This window comes from Curtobacterium sp. MCBA15_001 (assembly GCF_001864835.1).
Lineage (GTDB): Bacteria > Actinomycetota > Actinomycetes > Actinomycetales > Microbacteriaceae > Curtobacterium.
In genome coordinates, this window is sequence record NZ_MJGI01000025.1 from 473,459 (window position 1) to 490,795 (window position 17,337).

At 74.5% G+C, this 17,337-nt stretch carries 16 protein-coding genes; 10 read left to right on the top strand and 6 right to left on the bottom strand.

The window, feature by feature from the left end; all coding sequences use genetic code 11:
* Window positions 1-10 precede the first annotated feature (10 nt).
* On the bottom strand, window positions 11-493 hold the full coding sequence (locus tag BIU90_RS14130; RefSeq protein WP_071300814.1) for an NUDIX domain-containing protein: 483 nt from the start codon (window positions 491-493) through the stop codon (window positions 11-13).
* Window positions 494-645: 152 nt separating this feature from the next.
* On the opposite strand from BIU90_RS14130, the gene BIU90_RS14135 reads away from it, so the two are divergent.
* Window positions 646-1,584 (top strand): universal stress protein, encoded by a 939-nt coding sequence (locus BIU90_RS14135; RefSeq protein ID WP_071300815.1) that lies wholly within the window; start codon window positions 646-648, stop codon window positions 1,582-1,584.
* A 45-nt stretch (window positions 1,585-1,629) separates the two neighbouring features.
* Here BIU90_RS14135 and BIU90_RS14140 read toward each other — a convergent pair whose 3' ends face one another.
* The 3 genes from BIU90_RS14140 to BIU90_RS14150 form a co-directional block, all read right to left on the bottom strand.
* On the bottom strand, window positions 1,630-2,646 hold the full coding sequence (locus BIU90_RS14140; RefSeq protein WP_071300816.1) for an SGNH/GDSL hydrolase family protein: 1,017 nt from the start codon (window positions 2,644-2,646) through the stop codon (window positions 1,630-1,632).
* A gap of 93 nt (window positions 2,647-2,739) precedes the next feature.
* Complete coding sequence (locus tag BIU90_RS14145) at window positions 2,740-3,096, bottom strand: PRC-barrel domain-containing protein (protein WP_071301053.1); 357 nt, start codon at window positions 3,094-3,096, stop codon at window positions 2,740-2,742.
* 88 nt (window positions 3,097-3,184) lie between these two features.
* The gene (locus BIU90_RS14150; RefSeq protein WP_071301054.1) at window positions 3,185-4,147 is read right to left on the bottom strand and encodes a glycosyltransferase family 9 protein; all 963 of its coding nucleotides are present in this window, start codon (window positions 4,145-4,147) and stop codon (window positions 3,185-3,187) included.
* 98 nt (window positions 4,148-4,245) lie between these two features.
* Here BIU90_RS14150 and BIU90_RS18775 point away from each other — a divergent pair, with 98 nt between their 5' ends.
* The 7 genes from BIU90_RS18775 (at window position 4,246) to BIU90_RS14185 (ending at window position 11,086) form a co-directional block, all read left to right on the top strand.
* Complete coding sequence (locus BIU90_RS18775; RefSeq protein ID WP_071300817.1) at window positions 4,246-4,797, top strand: HAD-IIIA family hydrolase; 552 nt, start codon at window positions 4,246-4,248, stop codon at window positions 4,795-4,797.
* Window positions 4,794-5,900: a glycosyltransferase family 9 protein gene (locus BIU90_RS14160; RefSeq protein ID WP_071300818.1), complete on the top strand. Its 1,107-nt coding sequence runs from the start codon at window positions 4,794-4,796 to the stop codon at window positions 5,898-5,900. The genes BIU90_RS18775 and BIU90_RS14160 overlap by 4 nt, the downstream gene beginning before the upstream one ends.
* Before the next feature lie 72 nt (window positions 5,901-5,972).
* Window positions 5,973-6,971 carry a glycosyltransferase gene (locus BIU90_RS14165; RefSeq protein WP_071300819.1) on the top strand — a complete coding sequence of 333 codons (999 nt, stop codon included), beginning with the start codon at window positions 5,973-5,975 and terminating at the stop codon, window positions 6,969-6,971.
* Window positions 6,968-8,269: a glycosyltransferase gene (locus BIU90_RS14170; RefSeq protein ID WP_071300820.1), complete on the top strand. Its 1,302-nt coding sequence runs from the start codon at window positions 6,968-6,970 to the stop codon at window positions 8,267-8,269. Before BIU90_RS14165 ends, BIU90_RS14170 begins: the two co-directional genes overlap by 4 nt.
* Complete coding sequence (locus BIU90_RS14175; RefSeq protein ID WP_083403965.1) at window positions 8,266-8,928, top strand: SIS domain-containing protein; 663 nt, start codon at window positions 8,266-8,268, stop codon at window positions 8,926-8,928. The genes BIU90_RS14170 and BIU90_RS14175 overlap by 4 nt, the downstream gene beginning before the upstream one ends.
* Complete coding sequence (locus BIU90_RS14180) at window positions 8,925-10,340, top strand: PfkB family carbohydrate kinase (RefSeq protein ID WP_071300821.1); 1,416 nt, start codon at window positions 8,925-8,927, stop codon at window positions 10,338-10,340. Before BIU90_RS14175 ends, BIU90_RS14180 begins: the two co-directional genes overlap by 4 nt.
* Window positions 10,341-10,381: 41 nt before the next feature.
* Window positions 10,382-11,086, top strand: coding sequence for an SDR family oxidoreductase (locus tag BIU90_RS14185; protein ID WP_071300822.1), 705 nt, complete (start codon window positions 10,382-10,384; stop codon window positions 11,084-11,086).
* 205 nt (window positions 11,087-11,291) lie between these two features.
* Here BIU90_RS14185 and BIU90_RS14190 read toward each other — a convergent pair whose 3' ends face one another.
* Window positions 11,292-12,392, bottom strand: coding sequence for a glycosyltransferase family 9 protein (locus tag BIU90_RS14190; RefSeq protein WP_139195283.1), 1,101 nt, complete (start codon window positions 12,390-12,392; stop codon window positions 11,292-11,294).
* Between the two features lie 157 nt (window positions 12,393-12,549).
* Between BIU90_RS14190 and BIU90_RS14195 the strand changes: the two genes are divergently transcribed.
* Both BIU90_RS14195 and rfaE2 read left to right on the top strand, forming a co-directional pair.
* Window positions 12,550-14,052, top strand: a complete 1,503-nt coding sequence (locus BIU90_RS14195) for an aldehyde dehydrogenase (protein WP_083403966.1) — start codon at window positions 12,550-12,552, stop codon at window positions 14,050-14,052.
* A complete protein-coding gene (rfaE2, locus tag BIU90_RS14200) occupies window positions 14,049-15,530 on the top strand; it encodes a D-glycero-beta-D-manno-heptose 1-phosphate adenylyltransferase (protein ID WP_071300823.1) in 1,482 nt (493 codons plus the stop codon). Before BIU90_RS14195 ends, rfaE2 begins: the two co-directional genes overlap by 4 nt.
* 75 nt (window positions 15,531-15,605) lie before the next feature.
* Here the strand turns inward: rfaE2 and phoA are convergent, their stop codons facing one another.
* The gene (phoA, locus tag BIU90_RS14205) at window positions 15,606-17,294 is read right to left on the bottom strand and encodes an alkaline phosphatase (RefSeq protein ID WP_071300824.1); all 1,689 of its coding nucleotides are present in this window, start codon (window positions 17,292-17,294) and stop codon (window positions 15,606-15,608) included.
* Window positions 17,295-17,337 lie beyond the last annotated feature (43 nt).

Below are 17,337 nucleotides of genomic sequence, written 5' to 3' on the forward strand. Positions count from 1 at the left end.
GCCGCGTCGTTCACGTGAGGTCGATCGACGGAGCGCGCACGACGGACAGCAGGGCGTCCAGCGCGGGGACCTGTCCGGCGACGAGTAGCTCGCGCGCCTGGTCGACGGGCACCCACTGGGCCTGGTCGACCTCCGGCACGTCGACGAACCGGCCCGAACCGCGTGGGAGCTCGAGCCGGACGGTGTTGCTCCGGACCTCGGCGACGTCGAAGTCCTGCGCATGCCCTGCGAACACCGTGACGCGCTTGCCCGAGGCCTGTCGGAAGGTCCCGAGCAGCACCAGCGGCACGTCGGGCACCGGGACGCCGATCTCCTCGGCGAACTCCCGTACCGCCGCGTCGAGCGGGGACTCGTCGGCGGCGTGTTCGCCCTTGGGGACCGACCACGCACGGGGACGGTGCTGCCAGAACGGCCCGCCCATGTGCGCGACGAAGACCTCGACCCCCTCGTCGGGACCGGTCCGCCACAGCAGGACCCCAGCGCTCTGCACCATGCCTGCACTCTGCTCCGCGGCACGGTCTCGCTCGCAGTCCTCGCAGGCGTCCCACAGCGGATCCATGGCCGGGCCCGCCCGCCGCGGGGGTAGCTTCGCGTGCAGGAGCGCCAGCAGACGCCCCGTCGGATCTCACGAGGAGGTCGATCGGGATGGACGAGCACTGGACCGACGAGCACCGGCCCGATGGGCCCTGGACCACGGTCACGATCGCAGCGGACGCCGCACGGCCCCACGACGCAGCCCTGCAGTGGGTCGTCGCCCATGCCGACCGCGGCGTCGAACGTCTGCGAGTGGTCGGTGTCGATCCCGCGCTCGAGGGCCGCGTCGGAGCGGACGGCAAGCGGGTCGCCGAGCACGTCGCCGATGCTGCCCGAGCGGCGATGCCGGACGTCGAGGTGCGCATCGTGCGACACGCCGGCCCCCTGGCCGCTGCACTCGTCACCGAGTCCGAGGTGGGTGACCTGCTGGTCGTCGGCGCCTTCCGGAACCGTCGCGGGTCGACCATCGGCTCCGCACCCGCCCGGGCCGCCGAACGTGCTGCCGTGCCCACCGTCATCGTGCCGGACGGCCCGCACCCGATCGACGGCGACGTCGTCCTGGCCGTGGACGAACCCCTCGACGAGCGGGCGGTCGCCATCGCGGTGGCCGAGGCGCGGCGACGACACCGTCGACTGACCCTGCTGCGGGCGTGGGAGATGCCGGTCCTCACCCGGACCGGGCTGACCGACTTCGCCGAGGACCCGCTGCGGTGGCGGCAGGAGAACGCCGCCCTGCTGCAGCGCGTGACCGACCGCCTGGTGGACCGGTTCCCCGACCTCCGGCTCCGACCGCTGCTGGTCGAGGGGCACCCCGGACGCGCGATCGCGGCGCACACCAGGACGGCGTCGCTCGTGGTGCTCGGACAGGGGCACGTCCACGTGCTGTCGGGGTCGGTGCTGCACGACGTGCTGCGCGAGAGCGTCGCGCCGGTGTGCGTCATCCCCGGCACTGGTCGTGCACCACGAGCAGCCGGGCGCCGGACGGCCCGGACGACCGCGGAGCGTCGGACCGAACCGGCGCCGAGCGAACCGGACCCCGTCGAGGCCTGACCGGGCCCGGGCCTGACCGGGCCCGGGTCCGGGCCTGACCGGGCCTCAGCCGGCGACGGTCCGGACCGCTGCCTCGACCTGCCGCGCCAGGTACGCGACGCCCTTCGTGTTCGGGTGCAGCGCTCCGGGCTCCAGGTCGATCCGGCGCAGGCCGTTGGTCGAGTCGAGGGTGACCCCGGACACCAGGGCCCCGGACCGGGCGCAGGCAGAGCGGGTCTGTGTCCGGTCGAAGACGTCGACGAAGCGGACCCCGGCGGCCGCAGCGGCCGCTGCCTGCACGGCGTCCAGGTCCTGCTGCACCCCGTGCAGGTAGCGGACGTCGGTGTCGGTGAAGGGGAACGCGTTCGCCGGGAACGCGCCCGTCAGGGTCCCGAGGTCGAGTGCCGACCGGAAGCAGCCCTGCTTCGGCGTGCGTTCGAGGTCGGGGAAGATCGCCGGGTAGCCGAGGAAGACCACCTCGGCGTTCGGCGCCGCGGTCTTGATCGCCGCCAGGGTGGTGGCGACCCCGAGAGCGACCCGCGACCGGATCGCCGCACCGAGCTGGTCGACACCGTCCTGCACCAGGGTGCTGCGGCAGGACGGGGCGTCACGGCCGGAGAACACGGGGCCAGCGGGCGAGAGCGCCAGGCAGGACGCGGCCGTCCCGAACAGGTCGGCGTCGTTGCCGCCGATCGTCAGGGTGACCAGCCGGGTGCGCTCGGACAGGGCGTCGATCTGCGGCTCGACACCGTGGAACTGGTGTCCACCGAGGACGTCGGCACTCGTCGCCCCGCCACACGTGACGTCGTGCAGGTCCAGCCCGAACCGGGCGGCGATGCGGTGCGGGTAGTCCGCGGCCGACTGTCCGCAGGCGGCGACGGGCAGCCCGGTCGGGTCGCCGAGCCCGTACCCGGCCGAGTACGAGTCGCCCAGGGCCACGTACTCGCTGCCAGGCGGCAGCCCCGGGAGCACCTCGGGCGGGTCCGCCGTCACGCGGTAGGGCTGCGGGACCGGCCAGAGCGGCGCTGCCGACGCCGACGACGCCGGCACGACCCCGGCGGCGAGCACGCCGAGCACCACCACTGCGGTGAGCAGGGTCGAGCGGACGGACCGGAGCAGGACGACACCTTCGGGCGGGGGCGGCAGACGGAAGCGATCAGGCTACCGCCCCCGTGCTCAGCGTCGGCCGAGTCGCCGCTCGCCGCCGCTGCCCGTGCGGTACTCCAGACCGAAGTGCTGGTACAGCACCGGCTCGGAGTCGGCCTCGAGCTCGCCGTCGGTCGGGATCGACGGCGCGTCCTTGATGGTCTTCTTCGGGAAGGTCACGCGCAGGTGCTTCGGCGTGACGGTGGCCCCGACGAGCGGGACGAACACGAGCTTCTGGAACCCGACCATGCCGGTCTGGACGGAACCGAAGGCCGGCTCCGAGGTAGCGGTGTCGTAGTAGATGCTCTCCAGGGTGCCGACCTTGTCGTCGGTCTCGTCGACGACCGGCAGGCCGATCCAGTCCCGGATGTTGGCCGCTTCGAACACGTCTGCTCCCTCCACGGCCCCGGGCGATCCGGTCCGCCTGCCCGACGCTACTGGTGGACCGGCGCCGACGCCCAGGACAGCGCAGTGCTCATCGGGCGTGGACGTCGAGGCCGTCCACCGCGGCGAGGACGTCTGCGGGGTGCACGGCGAGGATCGCGGGGTCGGGTTCCTCGGAGAACACGTCGCCACGGCGGACCGAGGCGTCGGTGAGGACGACGTGCGGTCCCGACGCCGGCGGGCCCCACGACTCCGGCGGTGCCGGGCCGAAGAGCACGACCGAGGGGATGCCGTACGCGGACGCCAGGTGCGCAGCGCCGGTGTCGACCGTGACCACGAGCCGCGCAGCGGCGACGACCGCGGCGAACGGCTGCAGGTCGAGCACCCCGGCCAGGACCGCCGACGGCGCCAGCCCGGCCGTCTCGGCGACTGCGGCGGCGCGCTCGACGTCCTCCGAGCCTCCCGTCAGGACCACCTGGTGGCCGCGCTCCTGGAGCCCGCGCACCACGGCGGCGAAGCGGTCGACGGGCCAGTGCCGCGCACCGTGGAAGGCCCCCACGTGCACGACGGCCGCGTCGGCGACGACCGGCGGCTCGACCGGGCGGTCGATCGCGACGTCGTCAGCGTCGCCCGGGATGCCGTGGGCCGCGAGCAACCGGACCCAGCGCTCGCGTTCGTTCACCGGTCCCTCGATCCAGGTCGGGCCGTCGGCGCCGCCGTGCCCGATCACCCGGCGGGCACCGAGTGCCGCGACGAGCCCCTCGGACTCCGGCCCGGCGCCGTGCAGGTTGACCGCGACGTCGGTCACCCCGGCCGGCACCGGGATCGGGTGGTCGAAACCCTGTTGCGCCAGGTGCACGTCCACGGCGGGCAGCAGCTCGACCACGGGGGCGAGCCACGCGGTGGTCGCGAGGCTGATGCGGTGGTCCGGGAAGGCCCGGCGCAGGGCACGCAGCGCCGGGACGGCCACCAGCAGGTCGCCGAGCTTGATGGCACGGAGCACCACGAGCTCGGGGCGGCCGTCGGACGGGGGCAGGGAGTCGAGGGCGGTCACGGACCCGACGGTAGCCGCGTCGCCCCGGCGCGCGACCAGCACCGCGTTCGCCGACCTTCCTGGACCGGTCCACGGTCGGGCACCGGTATGCCGAGCACATGGCCCTCTCCGCGGACCGCCCCGTCGGCGGTCTCCTCTTCGACCGCGACGACACCCTCGTGATCGACGTCCCGTACAACGCCGACCCGCACCGGGTCGTCCCCGTGCCCGGCGCACGTCGGGCGGTGCAGGCAGCCCGGGAGGCCGGGCTGCCGGTCGGGGTCGTGACGAACCAGTCCGTGATCGCCCGGGGCGGCGCGACGCGCGAGCAGGTCGACGCGACGAACGCGCGGGTCGACGAACTCGTCGGACCCTTCGCGGTGTGGTGCGTCTGCCCGCACGGACCCGAGGACGACTGCCCCTGCCGGAAGCCCCGCCCGGGACTGGTGCTGCAGGCGGCCGAGCGGCTCGGCGTGCCGGCGAGCGACCTCGTCGTGATCGGCGACATCGGGGCGGACGTCGGCGCTGCGCTCGCGGCCGGCGCGCAGGCGATCCTGGTGCCGACCCCACGGACCAGGCCGGAGGAGGTCGATGCAGCCCAGACGGTGGCGGCGACGATCGAGGAGGCCGTGGCCCTGGCGCTGCAGCACGTCCCCGCGGCCACGCCGTGACCCGGGTGCTCGTCGCCCGCCTCGACTCGTTCGGCGACGTCCTGGTGTGCGGCCCGGCGATCCGCGCGGTGGCAGCGGGAGCGGCACACGTGACGCTGCTCTGTGGACCGCAGGGCGCCCCGGCGGCCGACCTGCTGCCCGGGGTCGACCGGGTGCGGGTGTGGGGAGCGCCCTGGGTCACGGAGTCCGCGCGGCCGCTCGACGACGACGCGCTGCAGGCGTTCCGGGCGCTGGTCGCCGAGGAGCAGGTGGACGAGGCCGTCGTGCTCACCTCGTTCCACCAGTCGCCGCTCCCCCTGGCGGTGCTGTTGCGGCTGGCCGGGGTCGCCCGGGTCAGCGGAGCGTCCGTCGACCACCCCGGATCGCTGCTCGACGTCCGGCTCCGGCCCGGCGAGGACCTGCCCGAGGACCTGCCCGAACCCGAGCGGGCACTGCGGATCGCGCAGGCCGCGGGATTCGCGCTGCCGGCGGGCGACGACGGGAGGCTCGTCGTGCGTCACAACGCCGTCGCGCCACCCGAGGTGCGTGCGCTGGAACGGTACGTGGTCGTCCACCCGGGCGCGAGCGTCCCGGCGCGCTCGTGGCCGCCCGAGCACCACCGCGCACTCGTCGCCCGGTACCGCGAGCTCGGCATCCCGGTGGTCGTCACCGGCTCCCCCGGCGAACGCGCGCTGACGGCGCACGTCGCTGGGACCGCGTCCGGCACGGGAGCCGACACGGAGGGCGGCACGCCGGTGCTCGACCTCGGCGGACGCACCAGTCCGGCCGAACTCGCCGCGGTGCTCGCCGGCGCCGAGGTCGTCGTCGTCGGCAACACCGGTCCCGCGCACCTGGCCGCCGCCGTCGGGGCGCCGATCGTCAGCCTGTTCTCCCCGGTGGTGCCCGCCGTGAAGTGGGCGCCGTACACCGACCGGGTGGAACTGCTCGGCGACCAGGGTGCCGCGTGCCGGCTCAGTCGCGCCCGCGAGTGCCCGGTCGCCGGCCACCCGTGCCTGTCCTCGGTGACCCCCGACGACGTGCTCGCCGCGCACGCGCGGCTCGTCCGTCGCGCACAGTGGATGAAGCCGAGCAGTCTGCGAACTGCTCCAGAAGCTCCTCGGTAGCGTGCGGCACTGCTTCTCCTGCTCCCGCTGCTGACCGCCCGGTCCGCGGGGAACCCGACCGAAAGGGACCGCATGCGGATCCTCGTCTGGCACGTCCACGGCGGCTGGATGGACGCCTTCGTCCGCGGCCAGCACGAGTACCTCGTCCCCACCACCGCGGCTCGCGACGGATGGGGCCTCGGCACCGGCGGCCGCGACTGGCCGAACGTCGTCGAGATCGCCCCCGAGGACGTCGCCGACGCCGGGGTCGACCTGGTCGTCCTGCAGCGCACCGACGAGGCCGAGGCCGCCGCCACCCTGCTCGGCGGACGACAGGTGCCCACCGTGTTCGTCGAGCACAACGCCCCCCGCATCGACGTCCCGGACAGCCAGCACCCGTTCCGCGACCACCCGGACATGGTGATCGCGCACGTGACGCACTGGAACGCGCTGATGTGGGACTGCGGCACCGCGCGGACCACGGTCGTCGAACACGGCGTCGTGGACCCCGGCCCGCTCTACACCGGCCGGCTCGAGCGCTTCGCCGCCGTCATCAACGAACCGGTCCGCCGCAACCGCGTCGTCGGCACCGACCTGCTCCCCCGCTTCGCCGAGGTCGCCCCGGTCGACGTGTTCGGCATGGGCACCGAGCGGCTCGCCGACCTCGGGCACGGCGACCGCCTGGTCGGGCTCGGCGACGTCGCGCCGGACCCCATGCACGCCGCGCTCGCCGAACGCCGCGCCTACCTGCACCCGAACCGGTGGACCTCGCTCGGGCTCTCGCTCATCGAGGCGATGCACCTGGCGATGCCCGTCCTGGTCCTGGCGACGACCGACGCGGCGCGCACCGTGCCCGCCGAGGCCGGCGCGATCGCGACCGACGTGGCGGAGCTGACCCGAACCTCCCGGCTGCTGCTCGACGACCCGGACGAAGCGCGCCGTCGTGGTGCCGTCGCCCGGGAGGCCGCGCTCGCACGGCACTCGCTCGCCCGGTTCCTCGGCGACTGGGACGCGCTGCTCGACGACGTCGTGACGCGCCACCGGCGCGGACGGCACAACCCGAGTCCCGCTCTCGAAGGGAGCACCCGATGAAGATCGCGATGGTCTCCGAACACGCCAGTCCGCTCGCCGCGCTCGGCGGCGTCGACGCCGGCGGTCAGAACGTACACGTCGCCGCGCTGTCCGCCGCGCTCGCCGACCGCGGGCACCGGGTGACGGTGTACACCCGCCGAGACGACGCCGACCTGCCCACCCGGGTGTCGCTCCGACCGGGTGTCGAGGTCGTGCACGTCGACGCCGGACCGGCACGCACGGTGTCGAAGGACGAGCTCTTCCCGTACATGGCCACGTTCGCGCAGGTCCTGGCGGCCGAGTGGTTCGTCGACCGGCCGGACGTCGTGCACGGGCACTTCTGGATGTCCGGGCACGCCGCGCTCGAAGCCGTCGGGCACGTCCAGGCCCGGACCGGTGGCGTCCGGATCCCGGTCGTGCAGACCTTCCACGCGCTCGGCGTGGTGAAGCGCCGCCACCAGGGATCCGCCGACACCAGCCCCGAGGAGCGCACCTGGGTGGAACCCGCGGTCGGTCGCGGCGTGGACCAGGTCGTCGCGACGTGCTCCGACGAGGCGTTCGAGCTCAAGGCGCTCGGCGTCCCGCTCCACGCCATCTCCGTCGTGCCGTGCGGCGTCGACGTCGACCGGTTCCTGCCGACCGGCCCCGTCGAGGAGCGCACCCGGACGCACCGGGTGCTCACCGCGTCGCGCCTGGTGCGCCGCAAGGGGGTCGGCACGACGATCGCCGCCCTCGCCCGACTCGTCGAGGCCGGACGCGACGTCGAACTCGTCGTGGTCGGCGGTGCCGGGACCGCCGGTGCCGACCTGGCCGACGACCCCGAGTACCAGCGGCTCGACGCCCTGGCGCGCTCGCTCGGCGTCCGCGACCACGTGTCCTTCCGCGGCCAGCTCGGCCAGGACGCGATGCCCGCCGTGTACCGGAGTGCCGACGTCGTCGTCTGCGCGCCGTGGTACGAGCCGTTCGGGATCGTGCCACTCGAGGCGATGGCCTGCGGACGGCCGGTCGTCGCCTCGCAGGTCGGCGGTCTGATCGACACGGTCGTCGAGGACGCCACCGGGCTGCACGTCCCGCCGCGCGACGAGGACGCGGTCGCCGCTGCCGTCGCCGGCCTGCTCGACGACCCGGCGCGGGCCCGCGCCTACGGTACCGCCGGCCGCGAGCGGGTCGAGGCCCGCTACGCGTGGACCCGCGTCGCCGCCGACACCGAGCGCGTCTACGAGCGCCTGGTCGCCGCCTCCAGCACGTTCCCCACGATGACCACGACGTCGAGCGGTGCCGCACGCCCCGCCCGCGCCACCGAGAGGACCGCACGATGACCATCGACCAGAGCACACTCGGCACCACCGGGGACACGCTCGGCACCACCGAGCAGCGGCGCTCCACCGAGCAGCGGCGCGACAGCACCCGGGCCGTGCTCGACCACGTCGCCGCATCGGTGCCGGTCGTGGCCTCGCTCGTCGACCACGGTGAGCACATCGCAGCATGGGCGGACGACATCGCCGCGCGGCTCGTCGCCGGACGCCGCCTGCTCGCGGCGGGCAACGGCGGCTCGGCGGCCGAGGCGCAGCACCTCACCTCCGAGCTGACCGGCCGCTTCGACGGTGACCGTCCGGCGTACTCGGCGATCTCGTTGCACGCCGAGACCTCCGCCGTCACCGCGATCGGCAACGACTACGGCTTCGACGAGGTGTTCGCCCGCCAGGTCCGCGCACACGCCCGTGCCGGGGACGTCGTCGTGCTCCTGAGCACGAGCGGCCGGAGCCCGAACCTGCTGCGCGCCGCGGAGGCTGCCCGCACGGCCGGGGCCCGCACCATCGCGATGACGGGGGCGCGGCCGAACCCGCTCGCCGACGCCGTGGACGACGCGATCTGCATCGACGGACCGTCCGCGAACGTGCAGGAGGCGCAGCTCGTCCTGGTGCACGCGCTCTGCCGGGCGATGGAACCAGCACTCCGACGCGGGGGCCGCCGATGAGCGCCGGGGCGGCTGCACCCGAGTCGGGCTCGCGACTCCGGATCGCCGTCGTCGGCGACACCCTGCTCGACGTCGACGTCAGCGGCACCAGCGAACGCCTCAGCCCGGACGCCCCGGTGCCGGTGGTCGACGTCCGCACCGACGAGCGTCGAGCGGGCGGGGCCGGACTCGTCGCGACGATGCTCGCGAAGGACGGCCACGACGTCACCCTCGTCACCGTGCTGAGCGAGGACGTCCACGCCGCCGAGCTCCGCGCCCTCCTGCCCGACGTCCACATCGTCGCGGGTCCGTCCGGCGTCGCGACGCCCGTCAAGACCCGGGTCCGCGTCGGCGAGCACGCCCTCGTCCGGATCGACGAAGGCTGCGACACCCCGCCGGTGCCCGACGTCACGGCCGAGATGACCGCGGTCCTGTCCCAGGTCGACGCCGTCGTGGTGGCCGACTACGGTCGCGGGGTCGCCGCCGCCCCCGACCTGCGCGCGGCCCTGGGTGCCGTCAGCGAGCACACCCCGGTCGTCTGGGACCCGCACCCGAAGGGCGCCTCCCCCGTGCCCGGCACCACCGTCGCGACGCCGAACGCCGCCGAGGCCCGACGCTTCACCGGCCTGCCCGGCACCGGCGTCCCGTTCGCCACCGACGCCGCCGCCGCACTGGTCGACACCTGGGACGTCGGCGCGGTCGCCGTCACGCTCGGTGACCGTGGTGCACTGGTCGGCCGACGCACCGCACGCGGGATGGACGCGCGGTTCCTGCCGGCACCCTCCGTCACCGCAGGTGACCCCTGCGGTGCCGGCGACCGTCTGGCTGCCGGTGTCGCCGTCGCACTGGCCCGGGGCGCCGACGTGCCCGACGCCGTCGCCGCCGGTGTCGCGGACGCCTCGGCGTACCTGGCAGCCGGCGGCGTCGCCTCCCTGCTCGCCGACGCAGCGCCTGCCGTGGTCGCCGTACCGGGAGCCGACCGCGACGCCCTGCGGGTCGTGCACCGGGTCCGGGCGGACGGCGGCACCGTCGTCGCGACCGGCGGGTGCTTCGACCTGCTGCACGCCGGACACGCCCGCACCCTGTCGGCAGCGCGGGCCCTCGGCGACTGCCTGGTCGTGTGCCTGAACTCGGACGACTCGGTCCGGACCCTCAAGGGCCCCGAGCGGCCGATCATGACCCAGGACGACCGCGTCGAGCTGCTGTTGGCGCTGGACTGCGTCGACGCCGTCGTGGTGTTCGACGAGACCACGCCGGACGAGGCCCTGCGCCGCTTCCGTCCCGACGTCTGGGCGAAGGGCGGCGACTACACCGCCGACGAACTGCCCGAGTCGCGCACGATCGCCGAGTGGGGCGGCCGTGTCGTCACGGTGCCGTTCCACCCCGGACGCTCGACCACCCGACTGGCGTCCGCCCTCGCCGCCGTCGGCTGAGCACGCGCCCCACACACCTGATCCACCTCGAAAGGAACTCCATGCCCGTCCCCACCACCCCCATCGGCCGCGTCCTCGTCACCGGCGGCGCCAGCGGACTCGGAGCGGCCGTCGTCGACGCCGTGCTCGAGGCCGGCGGCACCCCCATCGTCCTCGACCTCCGGGTCGAGGGCGTCGCCGACGGGGTCGACGCGGTCGCGGTCGACGTGACGGACACCGCAGCGACGGAACAGGCCGTCCGCGACGCCGCCGAGCGGCACGGCGGCCTCGACGCGGTCGTCACCGCCGCCGGCATCGACAAGCCCGCCCCGATCGGCGGCCTCTCCGCCACCGACTGGGAGCAGATCGTCGGCGTCAACCTGCTCGGGACTGCAGCCGTCGTGCGCGCGGCGCTGCCGACGCTCACGGAGAACCGTGGCCGCGTCGTCACGATCGCGTCCTCGCTGGCGCTCCGCGGTGTCGGCGACGGCACCGCGTACTCGGCGTCGAAGTTCGGCGTCCGCGGGTTCTCGCAGGCGCTCGCCGCCGAGACCGCCGGGTCCGTCGGCGTCACGAACGTGATCCCGGCCGGGATGCGGACGAACTTCTTCGCCGACCGCACCGAGCAGTACAAGCCCGGTCCGGACGCGCTGCTGATCGAGCCGTCGTACGTCGCGAACGCGATCCTGTTCGCGCTGGCGCAGCCGGCCGGCTGCGAGATCCGCGAGATGTCGATCATGCCCGCCACGGAGCCCAGCTGGCCCTGAACGCAGGCCCGTGACGGACGGGAGGCTCGGTGCCAGCTGGCACCGAGCCTCCCGTCCGTCACGCGCCCGCCCGCCCGCGCGCCCTCTCGAGGTTCCAGAATTCTGGAACCCGCGGGCGGCGCACCGGCCGTCTGTGACACCGCAGCGATGCTCCCGCGGCGCGTCGTGGAACCTCACGACGGGCGCGCCCGACCCGCACCGCCGCTCAGCGGGTACGGAGCAGGTCCTCGACGTCGGCGAGCACGGCCTCGGGCGCGACCTCGTCGACGTAGGACGGGTCGTGCTCGCACCGCTCGGCGGTCCACCCGACCTGGGTGACGTCGACGCCGCACACCGGGCACCGCGTCACGAAGGACATGTGCACCCGGTGCCGGCCGCGGTCGAGCGGCCCGGCGTTGACGACGTTGCCGAACCAGAACACCCCGACCGTCATCGTGCCGACCGCCACGGCCAGGTGTCGCGGACCGGAGTCGTCGCCGACCATGACGTCCGCTGCCCCGAGGACTGCGGGCAGCTCGCGCAGCGGCAGGGTCCCGACCACGTCGTGGAGACGAGCCACCTGGTCGGCGTCGAGCTGGTCGCGGACCTCGCTCACGATGGCGTCGGCGGCCGGTCGGTCGGAGTCGTCCCCGACGAGCACCACGTCGTCGCCAGCAGCCAACCGTGCCAGTGCTACGGCGGCGAACCGCTCCGGGCTCCACCGGCGCCGGGGATCGGTGGCGCCGGGGTGCATCGCGACGAGCGTGCGGGCGACGCCGAGGCGGGTGCGGACGGCGGTGCGCTCCTCGTGGGACACCGTGACGCGGGGGTCGAGCGTGACCGGTGCGGCACCGGCCAGCGCTGCGACCTCGAGCCCGCGCAGCACCTCGTGCTGGTAGTAGACGTAGCGGACCCACCGTTCCAGCACCTCGGCGTCCTCGGTCGCGGTGCCGATCGTGTGCCGTGCGCCCAGCCGGAGCAGGAACGGGTTCGAGTTCCGGCCGCCGCCGTGCAGTTGCACCGCGAGGTCGAACCGTCCGTCGAGCCGTCGTACGAAGTCGTCCAGGGTCGGCGCGTCGGATCCGGAGTCGCGGACCCCGGGGTGCACGGGCAACTCCTCGAAGGCGTGCACGGCGTCGGTCCGGCCGGCGAGCAGGGCCTCGGCGGCGGGAGTCCCGAGCAGCGTGATCCGGGCGTCGGGGTAGGCGGCTGCCAGCGCCTCGATCGCGGGCACGGCGAACATCAGGTCCCCCAGCCCGCCGCCCCGGAGCACCGCGATCTCGCGGACCCCCTCGAACCGGTCGCCGCCCTTGCCGATGAGATGCACGGTGCCTGTCTCCTGTCGTCTCGAGTTCCCCCTGTGTACCGGCGACCACCCGTGAACGCACTCGTCAGCCGCGGAGCGCGGACCTCGTGACCGCGCCCAGGCGTCGAGGAGCAGCGTCGGCACCCACCCCTCGGACCGATGTCCCGGAAGGACGCGCATGACGCTCGAAGCCCCCACCACGACCACCGAGATCGTCGTCCTGGACCCGGTCACCGGGTCGGTCGCATCGACCACGACGGTCGCGACACCCGAGCAGGTCCACGACGCCGTGACCCGCGCCCGCACGGCCTTCGGCACCTGGTCACGCACGGCACCCGCGGACCGTGGCGCCCTGCTCCGCACGGCCGCCGAGCACCTGCGCGCCCACGCCGACGAACTCGCGGAGCTCAACACGCGCGAGACCGGCAAGGTCCCGGGCGACGCACTCGGTGGGGTCGAGGCCGGCATCGGGACGCTGCTGCAGTACGCCGAACTCGGTCCGCTCCACCGCGGCGAGGCCCTGCGCGGACAGCACGGCGCCGCCGACTGGACGATCCCGCACCCGCGCGGCGTGGTGCTCGCCCTGACGCCGTGGAACGACCCGGTGGCGGTCGCACTCGGCATCCTCGGCGCCGCGATCGTCACGGGCAACACCGTCGTGCACAAGGGCAGCGAGCGGTGCCCGGCCACGATCGCCCGGCTCAACGCGCTGCTCGCCGAGGTCCTGCCCGACGGCGTGCTCGTCGGGGTCGACGGCGACGCCAGCACGGGCGAGGCGCTGCTCGCCCAGGACGGCATCGCGGTCTACGCCCACGTCGGGTCCACGGCCACCGGCGACCGGCTGTCGACCGTCGCTGCGACGACCCGTGCGCACGTGGTCCGCGAGAACGGCGGGAACGACGCGATCGTCGTCGACGCCGACGTCGATCCGGTGTGGGCCGCCGGTCAGGCCGCCCTGGGGGCCTTCGCCAACACCGGGCAGATCTGCACGAGCGTCGAGCGGGTGTACGTGCACCGCGCGGTCGCCGACGCCTTCGTCGAGGCACTCGTCGCCGAGGCCGACCGTCGGACCGCGCTGCCCGCGGCCGAGTACGGACCCCTGGTCGACGAGCGGCTCCGGTCCCTCGTGCAGGACCACGTCGACGACGCCGTCGCCCGCGGTGCCCGCGTCCGGACCGGCGGCTCGGTGCCCCAGGGCCCCGGCACCGCGTACCCGGCCACCGTGCTCACCGACGTGCCGGACGACGCCCTGACGATGGTCGAGGAGACCTTCGGCCCGATCGCACCGGTCCGCGTGGTCGACTCCTTCGACGAGGGGCTCCGGCTCGCCGCCGGGGACCGCTACGGACTCGCCGCGACCGTGCTGACCAACGACACCGGTGCCGCGCTCCGGGCCGCTGCGGAGCTGCCGGTCGGGACGGTGAAGGTGAACGCCGTGTTCGGCGGGGCTCCCGGTGGCAGCGCCGAGCCGCGCGGCGCCTCGGGCTCGGGCTTCGGCTACGGTCCGCACCTGCTGGACGAGATGACCACGACGACGGTCGTCCACCTCGAAGCGGCACCGACACCGCGGGTGACACCGGACACCGGCACCGGCACCGGCACCGCCGTTGCCGACGCAGGCACGGCCGCCGGCACCACCGCCGCGACCGGAACCGCCGCCGCCGAGGGCTTCGACCGATGACCGCCGACGTGCGCCTGGTCCGTGACGTGGTCGCCCGCATCGACGACCGCGAGCCCCTGCTCGTCGTCATCGGCGACCCGATCCTGGACCGCTGGACCATCGGCGAGGCCGAACGGGTCTCGCGGGAGGCCCCCGCGCCGGTCGTCCGCGTCACCGAGACCATCGCCGTCCCCGGCGGAGCCGCCAACACCGCGGTGAACGCTCGCGCGCTCGGCGCCCGGGTCCGGATGGTCGGCCTGGTCGGCGACGACGAGGCCGGCGCGGTCCTGCGCGACCGTCTGGCGGCAGCGGGGGTCGACACGACCTTCCTGGTGGCCGTCCCCGGTGCGACGACGACCACCAAGTCGCGCATCGTCGGCGGCGACCGGGTCGTGGTCCGCGTGGACGACCTCGCCGGGACCCCGACCGAGGACCACACCGACCAGCTCGCAGCGGCCGTCGCACGGGCCCTGCACGGTGCCGATGCCGCGGTCGTCTGCGACTACGGCCTCGGCGTGACGCCGGCCTCGGTGCTGCCCGTGCTCGACCGGGAGCGGCCCGACGTGGTGGTCGTCGACGCGCACGACCTGCGTGGCTGGCGCGAGCTGCACCCGGACCTCGTCACGCCGAACGCCGGCGAAGCCACGGCGCTGCTCGGCGTCGACCTCGGCACCGGAGCCGACCGGGCTGCCGCCGTCGTCGCCCAGCGGGAGGCGGTCCTGCGGGAGACCGGGGCCCGAGCCGCCGTCGTCACGCTCGACCGGAACGGCACCGTCCTGCTCGAACCGGGTGACGACCAGGCCTTCCGCACCCGCGCGACCCCGGCCTCCGAGCAGCAGGCCTCCGGCGCCGGCGACACGTTCTGCGCCGCGGCGAGCGTCGCCCTGGCGGTCGGGACGAGTGCCCGCGCGGCCGTGCAGTTCGCCCAGGCCGCCGCCGACGTCGTCGTCCGCGAGGCCGGCACGTCGACGTGCGACACGGCCAGCCTGCTGCGCTCGGTCGAGGCCCCCGCCGAGACTGTGGTCGACCACGACGACCTGGCCGCCGCCGTCGAGGCCGCGCGCCACCAGGGCCGACGCATCGTCTTCACGAACGGGTGCTTCGACGTGGTCCACCGCGGGCACACGTCCTACCTGCGCCAGGCGAAGGAGCTCGGCGACCTGCTGGTCGTCGCGCTGAACGACGACGACTCGGTCACCCGGCTCAAGGGCCCGGAGCGGCCGATCAACACCGCCGAGGACCGCGCCGGGGTCCTGGCTGCCCTGGCATGCGTCGACCTGGTGACGGTCTTCGCGACGGACACCCCGATCCCGCTGCTCGAGCGGATCCGCCCGGACGTCTACGTCAAGGGCGGCGACTACTCCCCCGAGATGCTCAGCGAGACCGCGGTCGTCAGGGCCTACGGCGGCGAGGTCGTCATGGTCGACTACGTCGCCGAGCACTCGACCAGCGCGGTCGTCCGGCGGATCCGCGAGACGTCGGGCGGCGACACCGGCTGACGGCGCGCGACCACAGGACGGACGGGAGGCCCGGTGCCAGCTGGCACCGGTCCTCCCGTGTGGAGACGGTTGCGCTCAGCGCACGCGGACCTGCGTGGCCGCCTGCTTGCCGGACTGCACGCCGGTGAACGTGACCGTCGCGGAACCGGTCTCGGCCTTCCACTGCACCGAGGCGGTGCCGTCGATGACGTCGACCGTGCCGAGGTCGGTCGACCCGACCTGCACCCGCACCTGGCGGTCGCCGGCGAAGCGGCTGCCGGTCAGCGTCACCCGCTGCCCGGGCCGGGGCGCGCCGACCGACAGGTCGATGCGGGCACCGCGGCTGAGGGCTGCGAGGTCGTCGGTGAGCCGGAGGGAGTCCGACACGGTGAAGAACGTGTCGGTCTGGTCGGTCAGCCCGACGACGTTCGCCGCGCCGGGGCCGTACGCGGCGATCCGGACCTGGGTACCCGTGTGCTGCTGCGATGCGCCGGCGCCGGAAGTGCCGTACGAGACCTTCATCGTGGTGCCGTCAGCGGTCACGAGCGCCGTCGAGAGCGAGGTCGGCGGGGTGTTGTCGACGATCTGGCTCGAGTGGGCGTGGTCCGCCGTCGCGATGACGAGCGTGTTGCCGTCCTTCTGGGCGAAGGCCAGCGCTGCCTGCACGGCCTCGTCGAAGTCGATCGTCTCGCCGATCTGTCCGCAGGCGTCGGCCGCGTGGTCCTGCTTGTCGATGCTCGCGCCCTCGACCTGCAGGAAGAAGCCCTTGCCGTTCGTCTGCGGACGGTTCAGCAGCGAGATCGACTTGTTCGTCAGGGACGCCAGCGAGAGGCCGGTGTCCAGCCGCGCGGGGTTCGCCGTGCAGCGCACGGCTGCCTTGTCCGCCCCGCCGACCGTCGCGGTGGTGGGCGCGTAGCGGGTCGGGAAGTTGCCCGGCGTGAACAGCCCCAGGAGCGGCTGCCGCTGGTCGGCGCGGCGGACCGCCGCGAGCTCGGCGGCGTCGTCGACGAGCTGGTAGCCGCGGGCGGCCGCCTGGTCGAAGAGCGTCTCGCCGGCGTACTGGCCGGCCTTGGCGGTCTGGGTGAAGCTGGTCGAGCCGCCGCCCAGGGTCAGGTCGGGGCGGGCGTTCAGCAGCTGCTCGCTGATCGAGCCGAGGCCACCGGCCTGCAGCGCGTCGGTGCCGCACGCCGCGGTGTCGGGGCCGTAGCAGCCGCGGGCGCCGACGTGGGCGACCTGGACGGCCGGGGTGGCGTCCTGGATCTCGGCGGTCGACACGTTGCCGGTGCGCAGGCCGTTCGCCTTCGCCAGCTCGACGAGGGTCTTCTGCGGGGTGCCGTCGATGTCGACCGAGATGGCCCCGTCGTACGTCTTCGTGCCGGTCGCCCACGCGCTGCCCGACGCTGCCGAGTCCGTGACGTAGTCCGGCTTGCCCTTGTCCGCGCCGTCCTTGACGAGCGAGTACGTCGTGTACGACCCGGTGAGCGGCAGGGCGTCCAGGCCCGGCAGCCGACCGGCGGCGCCGTACTCGTAGTTGCGCGCCACGGTGATCTCGGAGTCACCCATCCCGTCGCCGATGAGCAGGATGACGTTCTCGGCGTTCGCGTTCTTGATCGCCTGCCGGACGGCCTGCGTCTGGTCACCGACCGCGCGCTGTGCGCCACCGTGCTGGTTGAGCGCCAGCTGGCCGACGGCCTCGGCGGTGCCGGGCAGCGCGATCGCGCCGGCGATGAGCAGGGCGCCCAGCGTCATCGCTGTGCGCCGCCGCTTCGGGTGGTGCTGGTCCATGTCGGTTCCCCTCGTCAGGTGCCCCCGTTCGGGTGCCATCCGA

Bases quoted from the DNA above. Each gene is read 5' to 3' on its own strand.
- BIU90_RS14130 (WP_071300814.1), bottom strand. From the start codon at position 493: ATGGTGCAGAGCGCTGGGGTCCTGCTGTGGCGGACCGGTCCCGACGAG.
- BIU90_RS14135 (WP_071300815.1), top strand. From the start codon at position 646: ATGGACGAGCACTGGACCGACGAGCACCGGCCCGATGGGCCCTGGACC.
- BIU90_RS18775 (WP_071300817.1), top strand. From the start codon at position 4,246: ATGGCCCTCTCCGCGGACCGCCCCGTCGGCGGTCTCCTCTTCGACCGC.
- BIU90_RS14165 (WP_071300819.1), top strand. From the start codon at position 5,973: ATGCGGATCCTCGTCTGGCACGTCCACGGCGGCTGGATGGACGCCTTC.
- BIU90_RS14170 (WP_071300820.1), top strand. From the start codon at position 6,968: ATGAAGATCGCGATGGTCTCCGAACACGCCAGTCCGCTCGCCGCGCTC.
- BIU90_RS14175 (WP_083403965.1), top strand. From the start codon at position 8,266: ATGACCATCGACCAGAGCACACTCGGCACCACCGGGGACACGCTCGGC.
- BIU90_RS14180 (WP_071300821.1), top strand. From the start codon at position 8,925: ATGAGCGCCGGGGCGGCTGCACCCGAGTCGGGCTCGCGACTCCGGATC.
- BIU90_RS14185 (WP_071300822.1), top strand. From the start codon at position 10,382: ATGCCCGTCCCCACCACCCCCATCGGCCGCGTCCTCGTCACCGGCGGC.
- BIU90_RS14195 (WP_083403966.1), top strand. From the start codon at position 12,550: ATGACGCTCGAAGCCCCCACCACGACCACCGAGATCGTCGTCCTGGAC.
- rfaE2 (WP_071300823.1), top strand. From the start codon at position 14,049: ATGACCGCCGACGTGCGCCTGGTCCGTGACGTGGTCGCCCGCATCGAC.
- phoA (WP_071300824.1), bottom strand. From the start codon at position 17,294: ATGGACCAGCACCACCCGAAGCGGCGGCGCACAGCGATGACGCTGGGC.